The organism is Dolichospermum sp. DET69 (genome assembly GCA_017355425.1).
Taxonomy (GTDB): Bacteria; Cyanobacteriota; Cyanobacteriia; order Cyanobacteriales; family Nostocaceae; genus Dolichospermum.
The window spans coordinates 2442111-2456943 of the sequence record CP070233.1 but is presented as its reverse complement, the minus strand read 5'-3'; the positions used below and the strand labels follow the sequence as shown (position 1 = coordinate 2456943).

Sequence of the window (14833 nt, the reverse complement as noted above, 5' to 3'; positions counted from 1 at the left end):
AATATTTAACTGTATCTCTAACTTAATAGTAATAATTCCTATTTAGCTTTAACAAATCCTCTCAACATTTAGTTCTTATGTACTAAATACATCCGTTTGCTTGGGGTGTGACAGTTGTGGGTGCGGAATGTGGGTTATATTCATTAATCCTGAAAATCCTCAAATCCTGGACATCCTGATTCAGACAATATTATATTCATTAATCCTGAAAATCCTCAAATCCTAGAAATCCTGATTCAGACAATATTATATTCATTAATCCTGAAAATCCTCAAATCCTGGATATCCTGATTCAGACAAATTCATTTATCCAATGACTTTGCTATCACCCCTAATTGCAAACCTGGTGGAAAACTACCTTCTTCCTTAATGCGTCTTATTTCAGCAGCATCAATTGGCAAATTTAACTTTTCTGCTAATGCTTGCACAATATCCCCTCTATCAATAACACCAGCGACAGCATCAGCAGGAGAAAGAACAGTAATTTGAGGTAATTGTTCAGTTTCCAATTTGTTAATTACCTCTGCTAAAGAAGCAGATTCAATAACAGTAGGAATTGCATTCAGAGGATGAACAATGCTTTGTAAAGTTTGAGTTTCCCATGCACTTCTTTCGGTTGTCCGTAAATCATTAATCGCAACCAAACCGCGATAACGACCATCAGATGCAGCAAAATAAACTTGTGGTGTAGTGGTCTCCAAAAGATAGGAATCAGCAAATTCTCGCAATGTTTGATTAGCATCAACTACCCGAAAATTACGAGTCATACTATCGGCTGCAACTAGCTTGAGTAAAGTTTCTTGTAATGTGGTTACACGGTCATAACTGTTAGCATTACGCACTGCAAACCAGCCAATCAAAACAATCCATAAACCCGTGATAAATTCTCTCGTAAAGAAATCAATGGCAAATCCTAAAGCGATCGCAATATAACCTAAAATTTGTCCAGCCTTTGCTGCCCAGTGTACCGCTTGAAAGCGATCGCCTGTCACTTTCCACAAAGCCGCTTTTAACACCTGTCCCCCGTCCAAAGGTAGACCAGGAATCAAATTAAACAAAGCCACAACCAAGTTAATTCTCGATAAATCTGCCGTCATCTCACTGAGAGGGTTACTATCGGGAATTACACTTGCAGCTAAACGCAGTAAGAAAAATAGCATAACACTTACCGCAGGGCCAGCGATCGCTACCTGAAAAGCTTGACCAGGAGTTTTTGATTCTTCCTCAATAGCAGCAACTCCCCCAAATAAAAACAAAGTAATCGAATTTACCTTAATTCCTTGGGACTGTGCCACCAAACTATGTCCCAACTCATGCAGCAGCACTGAAGCAAATAACAGCAGTGCCATAATCAAACCCGCACTCCAACCCGCGACAGTCCCCCATTGCTGGTAAGCAAAGCCAAAATTCAGAGTAGTTAACCCCAAAATCACAAACCATAAGGGGTCTAAAAATAAAGGAATGCCAAATAAAGAACCGATTTTCCAATTAGTTTGCATAACATCAATTTATCTAATTTTTCAATACCTGCCCAAAATCCTGAAACCCCATTAATATCCTAACGATTTTATTGGCTTTGAGAGCTATATTTGCACAGAATAATAAAATCTATTCATTCATCCGTCTTCATCTGCGTTTATTTGCGTTTATCTGCGGTCAGCTATGATAAAAATCTGATTTCATATAGTTTCATCTGAAAGTCCTCAAAGGTTTAGATAATTATTGAATCTTAAATAAAACAGATGAGTCGATATTTTCTAAAGGTATTAACCTGTGATTTTGACTATTTCGCAATATTTTTATTAACTCAGGAGATGAATTAAAGACAAAATAATCACTAAAACCTGCTGGTAACTGATCTATTCCATTTTTAGCATCAACTACCATAATTTTAGATTTATTTTGAAGATAATAGCTTAAAGATATTAACCAAAAATCACCTTCATTAATCACTAAGGGATTTTCAGATTTATTAATTAAACGTCCCATTTGGGGAATATAACCATTAGTTTTATTCCACCAAGTTTCAGCTTGCAAAATATTAATACAAGATAGAAAACTCAGAGATATTAAAAATATAACCACAAGTTTCCAACCTTTTCTCACCTGTTGTGAAATTCCTGAAAATAATTGTTTATCAATTAAATAAGCTACTGCCAGATTTATCCCTAAATAACAGGGCATAAAATACCTTGCAGCAACAACAGTATGCTTTCCTTGGATTAAATCTAATAAAATAATTCCTAATCCTGTTGGTAAAATCAAACTCAGAATAAATAGATAAATTTTAGTTTCAGTTCGGCAAATCAAGAAATATACTGCATAAATAATTAAAACAACAATTGAATAATTAATACCTTGATAAAGCCAGTAACTAAGAATATTAATATCTGCATTGATATCAAAATCAATGAATAAATGACCAAGATGACCAATTAATGTAGAAACCAAATCTAATAAGCCTATTCTACCATCTTGCCACTCAGTATAAGTTGATACAGCTTGCTTATGAGTAATAATAATATTCAGCCAAGGAATAAAGGCAATTATGGCAAATCCTAAGGACAACAAATACAACTTAACAGTTTTATTGAAATTAAATTTTTCCTGAAAAATTACATAAATTCCTTGCCCAAAAGCTATAAAAACGGAATATAAAAATGTATAAAATCCGATAATTAATGTCAAACTATATAAAGCCCAACTAATTTTTTTATTAACTCTTAATGCCATCAATAAAGCAGCATTAGATAATACAATTGTCAATCCCCATAAACTATAAGCACGGGCTTCTTGTGCGTATAAAAGATAAAAAGGAGAAACAGAAATTAAGGCAATAGCAAAGTAACTTACTGATACTGACTCAAATAATTCTCGACATAACCAATAAATAGCAGGAATAGTCAAAACACTAAAAAAAGCGGAACAACTTCTAATTACTTGAATAGAATTACCAAATAGTTGCGTCCAAAATCTTAATATAATGAAATACAAAGGTGTTTGTTGCGGTTCTTTTTCAGCTAGTCCTTGAATAGTATCAAATACACTTTTTTCTAGAGCAGGATATTGATATTTTTGTAATTCTGAAGGACTCAGTAAAGAACCACTAAATAATTTTTGACTAACATCCTTTTCTGAATATCCAGAAATTCTTAATGATGTAAATACTTCGTCAACCCAGTAAACTTTATGGCTAAGATCAGTAAATCTCAAAAAAATGCTAATTGCTACCACTAGAATGCATAAAAGTTTAATTTGAAAATATTTATTATTCAATTTTGAATTAAACATAAGTATGAATATTAATTATAACTAATATTTGATATTTGATATAGTGGTATGCACTTGAATGAGATACAGTGATTAAATTTCAAAACCTGTAGGGGCGGGGTTTCCCCGCCCTCTATTGTATTGCATCCGAACGATAACCGCTATATTTGAAATATCCGTAGGGCAATGCCCACCGTGAAAGGTTTTGGTGGGCATTGCCCACCCTACAATAAAACATAAGTATGAATATTGAGTATTAATTATATTAACCGCCAAGGAGGTGAGGACAACAGCGGTAAGTAATTTTATTTTTACCTACCGCTGAATTTTTACCCTCTATGGTTAAGAGAGGATGAAATCCAACTTACAAGCGACCAATGTTAGTTAATCCTAAAACAATACCAATACCGATCACATGACCAAAAGCCATAGCTCCGATGAATCCTGGTATACTTACAGGTAATAAAGGCATAGCAGGTCCAACTTTAGCCGATTTCAGGGCAAAAGTGAATAAAAGTACAACAGCACTGCTGGCACTGATAATGATACCGACTGTAGGACTCCACACTGGTGTAACAGGAACAGATGCTGCGGCTAATAAGATTGATGACATCAAAGTGTGTTCTCCTAAACCAAAAAATGAATATAATCTTAGAGAATTATAAAATTACTCAGGACAAAGCAAACGTTTTTAATTGAAAATAAGATACTTTTGTGATTATTTGTAACTTTTCTGATAAAAATGCGGGTTAAAATTTGCGGTATTACTCAACCACAGCAATCTCTAGCTATAGTCTCCCTGGGGGCAACTGCACTAGGATTTATATGTGTCTCCACTTCGCCTCGCTATGTTACCATAGCTCAAATTCAGGCAGCTATTGCCCCAATTCCCCAAAACATTGATAAAATCGGCGTTTTTGCTAACACTACTATTTCGGAAATTAGTCAAATAGTGAAAGAGTCCGGTTTAACAGGTGTCCAGTTACATGGAGATGAAACACCGGAATTTTGCCATCAATTACGTCAACATCTACCACAAGTAGAAATCATCAAAGCGATGCGAGTCCGCAGTTTCGAGCATCTACAAACCACTAAGAATTACATTGATTATGTAGATACCCTACTACTTGATGCTTACCATCCCCAACAGCTAGGAGGAACAGGACAAACCTTAGATTGGCAAATGTTGCAGGAATTTAACCCCACTTGTCCTTGGTTCTTAGCTGGTGGACTTACACCAGATAATATTCTGACTGCTTTAAATCAAATTAACCCCAATGGGATTGATTTATCTAGTGGTGTCGAACACTCACCAGGTAACAAAGATTTAGACAAAGTAGCTCTATTATTTCAAAAGCTAGAGAATTGGTAATTGGTAATTGGTAATTGGTAATTGGTAATTGGTAATTGGTAATTGGTAATTGGTAATCAGGAAAATTCTTACCCCTATTCCCTATTCCCTATTCCCTATTCCCTATTCCCTATTCCCTATTCCCTATTCCCTCATTAATAAAATGACGCTTGGTGACGAATCAAGTTAAAAAATTCTTCACGGGTTTTGTGTTCTTCTTGGAATACACCTACCATTGAACTGGTAACAGTCCAAGCACCTGGTTTTTGCACTCCGCGCATTACCATACACATATGGCTGGCTTCCATGACAACAGCAACACCTTTAGGTTCAAGAACCGTTTGCAGTGCTTCGGCAATTTGTCGAGTTAGTCTTTCTTGGACTTGCAATCTGCGAGAATACATTTCGACAATTCGCGCTAGTTTACTTAATCCCACCACTTTTTGATTGGGAATATAAGCAACGTGCGCTCTGCCCATGAATGGCAGCATATGATGTTCACATAAGCTAAAGAAGTTAATATCTCTAACTAACACCATTTCATCATGTCCTTCATCAAAGATAGCTCCATTGATGAGGTCTTCTAAAGATTGATTGTAGCCACTGGTGAGAAATTTCATCGCCTTAGCTACACGCTTGGGCGTTTTTAGGAGTCCTTCCCGTTCAGGATCTTCTCCTACTCCGACGATCATTGTTCGCACCGCTGCCATCATGTCATCCATGATTTCCTCAGATGGTTGATGTAACTCTGGTTCTCTACCATCATGGGTATTGCGATCAGGTCGGACATTGATAGCTTCTGCTAAGTCGGGAATCAGAGGAGATTGAGCGCGATTAGAACCGTTTGAACTAGCGATAGTCATGATTGAATTTTGGTACGTTGTCAGTTGTCAGTTGTCAGTTGTCAGTTGTCAGTTGTCAGTTGTCAGTTGTCAGTTGTCATTCAAAAAGATAAATGACAAAATCACCGATTAGAGAACACCAGCATTAGACATGATAGTCAATTCTTCAATTACTGCTTGTTGTGGTAATAAGACAGTGTGCAAAATTGTTTCGGCCACAACTTCTGGAGTTAACATTTGAGAACGGTCAAAGTTAGCCTGGACTGTGGGAGTATCCCAAATTTCAGTATTCACACCACCAGGACAAATTGCGATGACGCGAATACCATTGGCCCGTTCTTCCTTGGCAAGAGTTTGGGATAGGGAAAGAAGTCCGGCTTTGCTGACGCAGTAAGCTCCCCAACCCGGAAAAGCTTGTTTGGCTGCTATAGAAGCAATGTTAATAATTGTCCCTTGGCCTTGTTGCCGCATTCCTGGCAAAATTCCCATCATGCACTGAAAGACACTGGTAAGGTTTAAATTAATTACTTGTTGCCAGTCTTCTAAGGGTGTTTCACTTAAATTACCTGTATATCCAATACCAGCATTATTAATGAGAATATTTATGTTGCCAAATTCATCAGCGATCCCTTGAATTTTAGCTTTGACTTGGGCAACTTCAGATAAATCCACACAAAAGGATTGAGCTTGAACGCCTAACTCTTGTGCAGCTTTGGCTACTAACTCTAACTTATCTTGAGAACGGCTGACTAAAGCCACATCTATGCCAGCCTTTGCAAATGCCAAAGCTGTTGCTTTCCCAATTCCACTACTAGCACCTGTAATCAAGGCGCGTCTTTTTTGCTCAACATTCATAATATTTTCCAGCTTTTTGGCAATGCTGTCAGCCCACAGATATTTATAACAAATGCCTATAGCTGAAAAAAATTGTTAAAAATCTTTAAGCAGCCATAGGCAATTATAGCATTGCTCTGTTGCTATGCCATTTTATTGAATATTTTTAAGGCGCGAGTTCTGTAAAAACGCCAATATTGCGAAATTTATCATAACGGAGTTGACGGCGTTCGGCTGGGGTGAAACGATTCAGTACGTCTAAGTTTTCTAACAAAGCTTGTTTTAAATTAGTAGCCGCTGTCAAGGGGTCAGAATGTGCGCCACCCAAGGGTTCAGGGATAATTTGGTCAATAATGCCCAAGTTTTTGAGGTCGTGGGAGATAATTTTCAATGCCACGGCTGCCAGGTGTGATTTACTAGCATCTTTCCACAAAATTGCGGCACAGGCTTCCGGGGTAGCTACGGTATAAACTGAGTGTTCAAACATCAATAGGCGATCGCCTACACCAATACCCAAAGCCCCACCAGATCCACCTTCACCAATAACTGTACAAATAATGGGGACATCAAAACTGAACATTTCCCGCAGATTATAGGCGATCGCTTCTCCTTGTCCTTGATGTTCAGCTTCTATGCCCGCCCAAGCCCCAGGAGTATCAATAAATGTCAAAATCGGCATACTAAACTTATTGGCGTGTTCCATGAGGCGTAGAGCCTTACGGTAGCCACCAGGAGCAGCCATACCAAAGTTGCGGGCGACATTATCTTTGGTATCCCGGCCTTTTTGATGTCCTAACATCATTACAGGTTGTCCGGCTATCCGACCCACACCACCCACTAAAGCGGGATCATCTCCGCCACAGCGATCGCCATGCAACTCCATCCATTCATCACTAATAGACTGAATATAATCCAAAGTGCTAGGACGGCGAGGATGACGAGCTACTTGCAGTCGTTGAGATGGTGTCAGACTACTAAAAATCTCTTCCCGCAATTGCATTGCCCGTGTTTCTAGTTGGCGAATTTGCCCAGAAACATCAACACCATTTTCATCAGCCAATTGGCGAATTTGATCAATTCGCGTAGCCAGTTCTGCTAAAGGCTTTTCAAAATCTAACAGTAGCGGTTTGCGCTCAGTTGTTGCCATAGTTATGTTAGTTGTCAGTTGTCAGTTGTCAGTTGTTGGTTGTCAGTTGTCAGTCGTCAGTTGTTAGTTGTCTTTTCTTTGCCACTGACCACTGACCACTGACTAATGACTAAACTAGCAATGGTCTAAAACCGTGCTTAATGGACACTTGACCAATTTGCTCCATTTTGTCTACGGTAATCTGATTCCGCCCCCAAGAAAAGTTTGTGTATAACTTCTCAAACTCCAGCAGCATTGATTCGGCAAAACAAGCAAATAATTGACGGCCTGGTACATCCATGTTGACAATTTTCATGATTTTCCAGTCAATCTCTAGGGAATGCTCCACAATGCCACCATTTAATACATACACCCCTGGATGCTGAATTTTTGTTCCTAAGTTTTTAGGATAGCCACCATCAATCAATAGACAGGGTTGTTTTAATGTTGTCGGGTCAATTTCTACGCCTTTGGGCATACTCGCCACCCAGACAACAATATCTGCTTGGGGTAATGCTTCCTGTAATCCCATGATTTTACCCCGTCCTAGTTCTGCTTGCAGTTCTTGGAGACGTTCTTGATTTCTAGCAATTAATAGTAATTCTTGGACATCTGTTTTTTTATCTAGCCAGCGGGTAACTGCGCTACCAATATCCCCCGTTGCACCGCACACAGCTACAGTTGCCTTGGACAATTCAATCCCTAGTTGTTTAGAGGCTTCTTCTACTTGCCGACAAATAATATAGGCTGTATGAGTATTGCCTGTGGTGAAGCGTTCAAAATCTAGGTTAATGTTACGGACTTGTTTGAATTGTTCTAAATTAAAGTTCTCAAAAATAATTGAAGAAAATCCGCCCAAAGCTGTAATATCAATGCCATGCTTTTGAGCATGAGCCATTGCGTTCAGAATTTTGCGGGTTGCGGCTTTAATGCGGCGATTAGCCAGCATTTCTGGTAAAAAGCATGATTCTACATACTTTCCTTCTATTTTTTGCCCAGTGATACTAGTAACAGTTATATGATCAACTATTTGCGGCGGTGCGCTACACCAAAAGTCTAGCCCCTGATCGGCATATTCTGGATATCCCAATTCTTGAGCTACTGATTGAGCGTGTTCTAAACTAGTCAGATGTCCAATTAAACCAAACATGGAGTGATATATTAGGCGTGTGCGGTGGTGCAAAACTGTGAAATTATTAAGCAATACCAACTTTGGATTTTAGGTTTTAGATTTTGAAGAAATCGCAAACTATAATATGCCAACGCGGGATTAAAGATAATACCTAACTATTAAAAATACTACATAAGGTGTCAATATAATTCGTAATTATACTCTGACTCCTTTTTTCTTCCTTCTTCCTTCCTTCTTTCTTCTTTCTACCTCCTGACTCGGTGACTCGGTGACTCGGTGACTCCGATTTTCTATTTCCCTGGGGTAACAAAGTCGTCACCCCTGTGGGCAGTTGTTAAACGGTTGCCAGTCCGTAAGCAGAAAGACGCATGATGTCACGGGTAGTAAAGCCAATATTACTTAGAGCTTCACCGTATTGAATCATAAAATCTTCTACTAGAGCATCTTTTTCCATTGCTAAAACTTTGGCATCGTCTGCTACTTGGTTCAGCATTTTCCAGACAAGGGGCAGATTTTGGCGATTAGCTTCCTCTAATTCGGTTTTGGATTCTGTAAAGTTTTCTTGCAACCACACTTCACCAAAGTTGAGATGGCTGTATTCTTCTTTTACTACTCCTTCTGTGATTTTACGAGCAAAATCATCAGCTACGGGAATATAGATGTTATAGGCAGCGATCGCAAAACATTCAATAATTAAAGATTGAATCAGGAGGCAAGTCACGACTTTACCTTCTTTAGCGGCAGTTTGAAAATTGTCGTGGAGTCCCAAGAAAAACTTTTTAGCAAATTCTAAATCTGGAGTCACTTTTAAATTACGTGCACAGGCTTCAAAACCTTTTTTGTGACGACTTTCCATTTTCGAGAGGCTAATTAGTTCCTTTTCCTGTGCCGGTAGCAGTTGAGCTAAGGTAATGTAATTTTCGTGGGCTTCTTGTTCCCCTTCAATGACGATGGCATTGATGCGGCTATAAGCGTCCTTATATATTTCACTGGCAAAATCAAGTTCTTCAATTTGGTCTACAAGCTGCTGCATAGTCTGTATTACTCCGTTAACCCTGGTCATTTGATCCGAAAATTGAACTTACCCGGTAAATTTGGGATAATTATCATTGTGATTTAATTTAACTTAACAAGAAACTATAGTAATTAGATTAGTTTTTACTGATGGTTATGCTACCAGAAAAACAAATGTATGAAGTCATAGCCAATGTCTAAGCTAAACTGGAATCTAAAAAAATGCCAATTTGTTGAACCTGTTAGTGCTACTACTGGGGGATTTATCGTTTTACGAGGGAAGTTTTCACTGGCCTTTGCTAATTCTACCTTAGTAGCGATCGCAGTTACGGCTTTTCAAATTTTCACTTCAGCTTTAGTCGGTTACGCCTTCGCACGACTAAAATTTAGGGGCAGATAAGCGTTGCTTTTAGGCGCAAAGACGCACAAATCGCCAAGGCTCAAAGAATCAATGCTGACAAAATTAGTAACTGGCTGTTTTGATCAAATATTCCCAGTTATTCCCTGCTATCTGTGCCAAAATTATGTATCAAACTGATCCACCACTTTCTGCTAAAGATTTCCTACCGACAATGTATGATCTCCCTAGTGAAAACCCAGAGGAAACCGGTTTGCCAGACGAATTTCACTTTTTACAACCTCAGTTATTACGAGAAACCTTTTTTCCTCCTAACTTCCCGAAAGATCAGATATTTATTGCTACTGACTTAAATCTTTATTACGATGTGCATCATCCATTGTGGTATAAACGCCCTGACTGGTTTGCTGTTGTTGGTGTATCAAGGTTATATGAACAACAAGAACTGCGTCTTAGTTATGTAGTTTGGCAAGAAGGCGTTAATCCCTTTGTGGTAGTAGAATTTATTTCACCGGGAACAGAAAAGGAAGATTTAGGAAAAACGTTAAGAGATGCTAACCAACCTCCAACTAAGTGGGAAGTCTACGAACGAGTTTTAAGAGTACCTTATTATATAGTTTTTGACCGCTACACCGACCAGTTAAGAGCATTTCAATTGCAAGGAAGTAGTTATTCTGAATTAGAAATCAATCAACTGCGTGTGTGGCTAAATGACATTGAATTAGGTATGGGACTATGGATAGGTGACTATCAAGGCATTGAACGGCAGTGGTTACGCTGGTATGATGGTTCGGGTAACTGGATTCTCACACCGGAAGAACGGGAAAGAAAACAAGGGGAGCGAGAAAGACGACGAGCAGAAAGATTAGCAGAACAATTACGCGCTCTTGGTGTTGAACCCGATTTTGGTGATGATGAATAGAATGTCACCCTTGACAAAATCACTAACTACTCAGATTCTGTCACCAACAGAAAATATGCAAAAGCTGGGTTTGATTTTAATTATTGTCTCATTTTCTCCCTGGCTGGCGATCGCTATAATTGTCCCATTTCTGCCAATTTCCGTAGCTCAAAAAGCCTTCTTAGTACCAGCATTATTAGTTTTAGCTGAAGTTTTATTTTGGTTGGGTGCGCTGCTGTTGGGAAAAGAAGTAGTGCAAAAGTATCGCCGTTATTTGAGTTTCCGTTATTTGAGGATACGGTTAAAAAGATTCTGGCGCAAAATAAACAAGAAGGGTCAGGAATAATTGTACAATTATTTACATCGAAATTTAACTTAATCTAAAAATGCAACAAATATCAAACTTCTCAGAACTTCATCAGGGGTTTCTCGCTAAACAGTCTCAATTTGCTATTTATAAAGTTAATAATATGAATATTATTACTTTACCTAATGTCTATCATCCTTCACCTCGTGCGACCTCTTTCTTTCTGTTGAACTCTATTCGGGAAATGTATCAAAATGTCAAAACCAAGAAAAAACGACTTTTAGAGTTAGGTTGTGGGACTGGGGCTGTGGGACTGAGTTTAAGTGAATACGCAGAAGAAATATATCTTTCAGACGTAGCTCCTCATGCTGTATTTTGCGCTAGATTGAATACGTTGATAAATTTCCGTAAAGCTAAAATTTACCGTTCGGATTTGTTCCAATCTTTACCTAAAGTTGGATTTGATGTTATTGTTTTTAACATTCCTTTGTTAGATAAACCCATTGCCAGTGTTGGAGAGTTGACAACTAATGATCCCAGCGGTCAAATATTTCTCAATTTTATTAAACAAATTCCTGAATATCTTGCACCTCAAGGAGAGGTATTTTTTAGTTATTCCAATTTGGGAGATGTAAAACTACTTAATGAAATTCCATCAAACTTTGTTGTCGAAAAAATCGCCGAACAAAAGCAGGAAGCAAATGGGATTGAAACATATATTTTTCGCTTAACCATGAATTAATTCTAATTGAGAATAAGTTGAAATATCAGGAGCATAGTAACAAATGACAGGACATAAACTCACGGAAACAGAAATACAAGAAGCTTTACTAACTCTACCGGGTTGGATAGTTAAGGAAGGTAAGTTATGGAAAAAGTTTGAATTTCGTTCTTTTAATGAAGCAATGGGTTGGATGGTTAGTGTGGCGATTCATACAGAGGTGGTTAAACATCATCCAATATGGCTGAATATTTATAACCTGGTTGAAGTGAGTCTCCTGACTTACGATTTAGGCCATGTTATCAGTAATTTGGATGTGGAACTTGCTAAAAAAATGGATGAATTAGCAGCACCTCTGTTATCTAAATAAGCTCGAAAGTCAAAATGATTATAGAATGATCTTCTCAGCGATTTAGGAATTATTACCTTAACTTCTAAATTTTGCTCTAAAATTGGGGCAATTACTTTTTCTTTCTGGTGCATTGTGGCGACTACAACCACACGATTCTTAAATTGCTGGATCATTGCACTTAAGATTCTCCAATAAATTAGGCTTTACCAATTACCTAAGAGAACTCCACAAAAAAGATGATTTAATATTGTGGGATGGGCATCTTGCCTGTCCTAATATTGTGGGATGGGCATCTTGCCTGTCCTAATATTGTGGGATGGGCATCTTGCCTGTCCTAATATTATTAGCAGGGACAGATGCCTGCACCACAAGAAATTTTGGGATATTTTTTGATTTGGAAATCTCTAACTGGTTTCCTGAATCTGCAATCTAATAGTGTGTTCGGTTACGCCACTTAGTTGCAGTTCCATAATTTCACCACCAAGGGGTTCTATGCAGGTGAGAAGTGATCGCAAATTGGGTGTACTCGCACCAGTATCTACGTATAACCTATCCGCTAAATTACTAATTTTTTTCCAAGTCATATACAACTTGGCAATAGTTTGTTCAATTTGAGAGGCTTGATTTACTAAGTCAGCGGCAATACTTAAACAACCGACTCTTTGGGCTTCCTCTAATGCGGTTTCAATATCTACGTCTTCCGCTATTAACGCTTGAACTTGAGCGGCAGATTTGAGATATTTGCCTAATTGCCTGGCTTCTGAAGTGGCTTGTTTGACAGTATCAACGTCAGGATTGGCCGCTATATCCCTTTGTAATGCCTTTTGGTGTAATTCGGGCAGTTTTTCCATTTCCTTGACCAGAGGGGCAATATAGCGCGGTGGCAGACTGTTATCTGCGGCTTTTTCCCTAACTTCTTCTGGTAATAAATCGGAGGACATAGCCGTCCATTCGTCACTAAGTTGACGGACTTCTCTCCGGGTAATGCGATCGCCTTTTTCTGCGGCTTCACTAACCATCTGTTGTACTTCTGGAGAAGCTTTGGCGGTTTCTACAAATGCCCGTTTACTAAAGTTATTAACAGTACCTGGGTTCAGTTTGCCATCGGAAATCAAGGTATCAGCACTATTGGCTAATTGAATCCAACTGTAAGCTTGAGTTTTACTAATTTCTCGTTCTTTGAGCCATTTAAGAAAACCAGTACCGCGCCCATCTCCGCCTTTTTTCTCTCTGTCACGGATAGCGCGGAGAATCCGGCCTCGCCATATTTCTGTTTGCAAGTCAAAGCGATCGCATACCTGCCATGCTACATCTAGCTGCTGGATAAAATCAGACTCAGGAATTTGTTCATCTTCTGGATCAGGTAATGCAAAGTCTAAATCTGCTGGCTGTTGGAGTGCAGCAGCAATATCATTCATGGAGTCGGTATCTTGCACGATGGGTAGCTGGTTGAGGTATGCGATTTTTGCTTATATTCACACAACTTACGTCTATAAAATTGGTGATAATCAGCAGTTAAGTATTGTACTTTAAAAATTAAATTTTAGGCGACTGGGAAAATGAGAAAATGGAAATGTCAGTTGTCAGTGGTCAGTGGTCAGTTGTCAGTGGTAAATACTATTCCCTGTCAACTGTCAACTGTCACCTGTCACCTGTCAACTGTCAACTGTCAACCGTCACCTGTCACCTGTCACCTGTCACCTGTCAACTGTCAACTGTCAACCGTCAACTGTCAACTATTCCCCTATGAAACAAATTGCGAAAATCCTTGACGGTAAGGCATTAGCCGATAAAATTCAACAAGAACTGAGTGAGACAATTAGGAAAATACAAGGTAAAATTGGGCGATCGCCTGGGTTAGCAGTATTGATGGTTGGTGATAATCCCGCGTCAGCCGCTTATGTCCGCAACAAGGAAAAATCCTGTGCCAAAGTCGGAATTACCTCTTTTGGTCAACATTTTCCCAGCCAAACTAGCCAAACCGAACTAGAAGCAGTAATTGCTGCACTGAATGAAGATGAAAGGGTAGATGGGATTTTAGTCCAGTTACCCCTCCCCAATCATTTAGATGCTGTCAGTCTATTACATCAAATTGCCCCTGATAAAGACGCTGATGGACTCCACCCTGTGAATTTAGGACGACTGGTGCGGGGTGAGACAGGTTTACGCAGTTGTACTCCTGCTGGTGTCATGCGATTATTAGCAGAATATAAAATTCCTTTACAAGGCAAAAAAGCAGTTGTGATCGGCCGGAGTATTTTAGTAGGGAAACCTATGGCTTTAATGCTATTAGAGGCTAATGCTACAGTCACAATTGCTCATTCTAAATCTCAAGATTTATCCACCATTACCCAAGATGCTGATATTCTTATTGCCGCAACAGGTATTCCTGGTATGATTACCGCTGATATGGTGAAACATGGGGCAGTTGTGGTAGATGTGGGGATAAATCGGGTTACAGATAGCAATGGCAAAAGTCGTTTAGTTGGTGATATTCAGTTTGAAGCGATCGCTAATGTGGCAGAATATATTACCCCTGTTCCTGGTGGTATCGGTCCAATGACAGTTGCTATGTTATTGCAAAATACTGTTTCTAGCTATTTACAAACAACAGGCAATTGAGAA

General features: G+C 38.8%; 15 protein-coding genes and 1 pseudogene. 7 read left to right on the top strand and 9 right to left on the bottom strand.

Annotated features, from left to right (window positions below; all coding sequences use genetic code 11):
* Window positions 1-302 precede the first annotated feature (302 nt).
* From EZY12_11345 to EZY12_11335, 3 genes are all read right to left on the bottom strand, one after another.
* Window positions 303-1499: a site-2 protease family protein gene (locus EZY12_11345; GenBank protein ID QSX70105.1), complete on the bottom strand. Its 1197-nt coding sequence runs from the start codon at window positions 1497-1499 to the stop codon at window positions 303-305.
* Between the two features lie 220 nt (window positions 1500-1719).
* On the bottom strand, window positions 1720-3291 hold the full coding sequence (locus EZY12_11340) for a glycosyltransferase family 39 protein (GenBank protein ID QSX70104.1): 1572 nt from the start codon (window positions 3289-3291) through the stop codon (window positions 1720-1722).
* A gap of 343 nt (window positions 3292-3634) precedes the next feature.
* Entirely contained in the window at window positions 3635-3886 is a 252-nt protein-coding gene (locus EZY12_11335) for a photosystem I reaction center subunit PsaK (protein ID QSX70103.1), read from the bottom strand.
* Between the two features lie 126 nt (window positions 3887-4012).
* Between EZY12_11335 and EZY12_11330 the strand changes: the two genes are divergently transcribed.
* Window positions 4013-4642 (top strand): phosphoribosylanthranilate isomerase, encoded by a 630-nt coding sequence (locus EZY12_11330; GenBank protein QSX70102.1) that lies wholly within the window; start codon window positions 4013-4015, stop codon window positions 4640-4642.
* A gap of 134 nt (window positions 4643-4776) precedes the next feature.
* Here the strand turns inward: EZY12_11330 and folE are convergent, their stop codons facing one another.
* From folE to EZY12_11305, 5 genes are all read right to left on the bottom strand, one after another.
* The gene (gene folE / locus EZY12_11325; GenBank protein ID QSX70101.1) at window positions 4777-5484 is read right to left on the bottom strand and encodes a GTP cyclohydrolase I FolE; all 708 of its coding nucleotides are present in this window, start codon (window positions 5482-5484) and stop codon (window positions 4777-4779) included.
* Between the two features lie 108 nt (window positions 5485-5592).
* A complete protein-coding gene (locus tag EZY12_11320; GenBank protein QSX70100.1) occupies window positions 5593-6318 on the bottom strand; it encodes an SDR family oxidoreductase in 726 nt (241 codons plus the stop codon).
* 145 nt (window positions 6319-6463) lie between these two features.
* Entirely contained in the window at window positions 6464-7444 is a 981-nt protein-coding gene (locus EZY12_11315) for an acetyl-CoA carboxylase carboxyltransferase subunit alpha (protein ID QSX70099.1), read from the bottom strand.
* A gap of 109 nt (window positions 7445-7553) precedes the next feature.
* Window positions 7554-8573: a long-chain acyl-[acyl-carrier-protein] reductase gene (locus EZY12_11310; protein ID QSX70098.1), complete on the bottom strand. Its 1020-nt coding sequence runs from the start codon at window positions 8571-8573 to the stop codon at window positions 7554-7556.
* A gap of 316 nt (window positions 8574-8889) precedes the next feature.
* Complete coding sequence (locus tag EZY12_11305; protein ID QSX70097.1) at window positions 8890-9588, bottom strand: aldehyde oxygenase (deformylating); 699 nt, start codon at window positions 9586-9588, stop codon at window positions 8890-8892.
* Window positions 9589-9843: 255 nt separating this feature from the next.
* On the opposite strand from EZY12_11305, the pseudogene EZY12_11300 reads away from it, so the two are divergent.
* The 5 genes and pseudogenes from EZY12_11300 to EZY12_11280 all read left to right on the top strand — a co-directional run bounded on the left by EZY12_11300 (window position 9844) and on the right by EZY12_11280 (window position 12226).
* A pseudogene (locus tag EZY12_11300) lies at window positions 9844-9966 on the top strand (carbohydrate ABC transporter permease).
* A 127-nt stretch (window positions 9967-10093) separates the two neighbouring features.
* Entirely contained in the window at window positions 10094-10849 is a 756-nt protein-coding gene (locus EZY12_11295; protein ID QSX70096.1) for a Uma2 family endonuclease, read from the top strand.
* 55 nt (window positions 10850-10904) lie between these two features.
* Window positions 10905-11174, top strand: coding sequence for a transporter suffix domain-containing protein (locus EZY12_11290; GenBank protein QSX70632.1), 270 nt, complete (start codon window positions 10905-10907; stop codon window positions 11172-11174).
* A 40-nt stretch (window positions 11175-11214) separates the two neighbouring features.
* Window positions 11215-11877 carry a methyltransferase gene (locus tag EZY12_11285; GenBank protein QSX70095.1) on the top strand — a complete coding sequence of 221 codons (663 nt, stop codon included), beginning with the start codon at window positions 11215-11217 and terminating at the stop codon, window positions 11875-11877.
* Window positions 11878-11920: 43 nt separating this feature from the next.
* On the top strand, window positions 11921-12226 hold the full coding sequence (locus tag EZY12_11280) for a 4a-hydroxytetrahydrobiopterin dehydratase (protein ID QSX70094.1): 306 nt from the start codon (window positions 11921-11923) through the stop codon (window positions 12224-12226).
* A 386-nt stretch (window positions 12227-12612) separates the two neighbouring features.
* On the opposite strand, the gene EZY12_11275 is transcribed toward EZY12_11280, so the two are convergent.
* Complete coding sequence (locus tag EZY12_11275) at window positions 12613-13644, bottom strand: hypothetical protein (protein ID QSX70093.1); 1032 nt, start codon at window positions 13642-13644, stop codon at window positions 12613-12615.
* A gap of 310 nt (window positions 13645-13954) precedes the next feature.
* Here EZY12_11275 and folD point away from each other — a divergent pair, with 310 nt between their 5' ends.
* On the top strand, window positions 13955-14830 hold the full coding sequence (folD, locus tag EZY12_11270) for a bifunctional methylenetetrahydrofolate dehydrogenase/methenyltetrahydrofolate cyclohydrolase FolD (GenBank protein QSX70092.1): 876 nt from the start codon (window positions 13955-13957) through the stop codon (window positions 14828-14830).
* Window positions 14831-14833 lie beyond the last annotated feature (3 nt).

Excerpts from the sequence above, each read along its gene's own strand:
- EZY12_11345 (QSX70105.1), bottom strand. The coding sequence starts at position 1,499 with ATGCAAACTAATTGGAAAATCGGTTCTTTATTTGGCATTCCTTTATTT.
- EZY12_11340 (QSX70104.1), bottom strand. The coding sequence starts at position 3,291 with ATGTTTAATTCAAAATTGAATAATAAATATTTTCAAATTAAACTTTTA.
- EZY12_11330 (QSX70102.1), top strand. The coding sequence starts at position 4,013 with ATGCGGGTTAAAATTTGCGGTATTACTCAACCACAGCAATCTCTAGCT.
- folE (QSX70101.1), bottom strand. The coding sequence starts at position 5,484 with ATGACTATCGCTAGTTCAAACGGTTCTAATCGCGCTCAATCTCCTCTG.
- EZY12_11320 (QSX70100.1), bottom strand. The coding sequence starts at position 6,318 with ATGAATGTTGAGCAAAAAAGACGCGCCTTGATTACAGGTGCTAGTAGT.
- EZY12_11315 (QSX70099.1), bottom strand. The coding sequence starts at position 7,444 with ATGGCAACAACTGAGCGCAAACCGCTACTGTTAGATTTTGAAAAGCCT.
- EZY12_11310 (QSX70098.1), bottom strand. The coding sequence starts at position 8,573 with ATGTTTGGTTTAATTGGACATCTGACTAGTTTAGAACACGCTCAATCA.
- EZY12_11305 (QSX70097.1), bottom strand. The coding sequence starts at position 9,588 with ATGCAGCAGCTTGTAGACCAAATTGAAGAACTTGATTTTGCCAGTGAA.
- EZY12_11295 (QSX70096.1), top strand. The coding sequence starts at position 10,094 with ATGTATCAAACTGATCCACCACTTTCTGCTAAAGATTTCCTACCGACA.
- EZY12_11290 (QSX70632.1), top strand. The coding sequence starts at position 10,905 with ATGCAAAAGCTGGGTTTGATTTTAATTATTGTCTCATTTTCTCCCTGG.
- EZY12_11285 (QSX70095.1), top strand. The coding sequence starts at position 11,215 with ATGCAACAAATATCAAACTTCTCAGAACTTCATCAGGGGTTTCTCGCT.
- EZY12_11280 (QSX70094.1), top strand. The coding sequence starts at position 11,921 with ATGACAGGACATAAACTCACGGAAACAGAAATACAAGAAGCTTTACTA.
- folD (QSX70092.1), top strand. The coding sequence starts at position 13,955 with ATGAAACAAATTGCGAAAATCCTTGACGGTAAGGCATTAGCCGATAAA.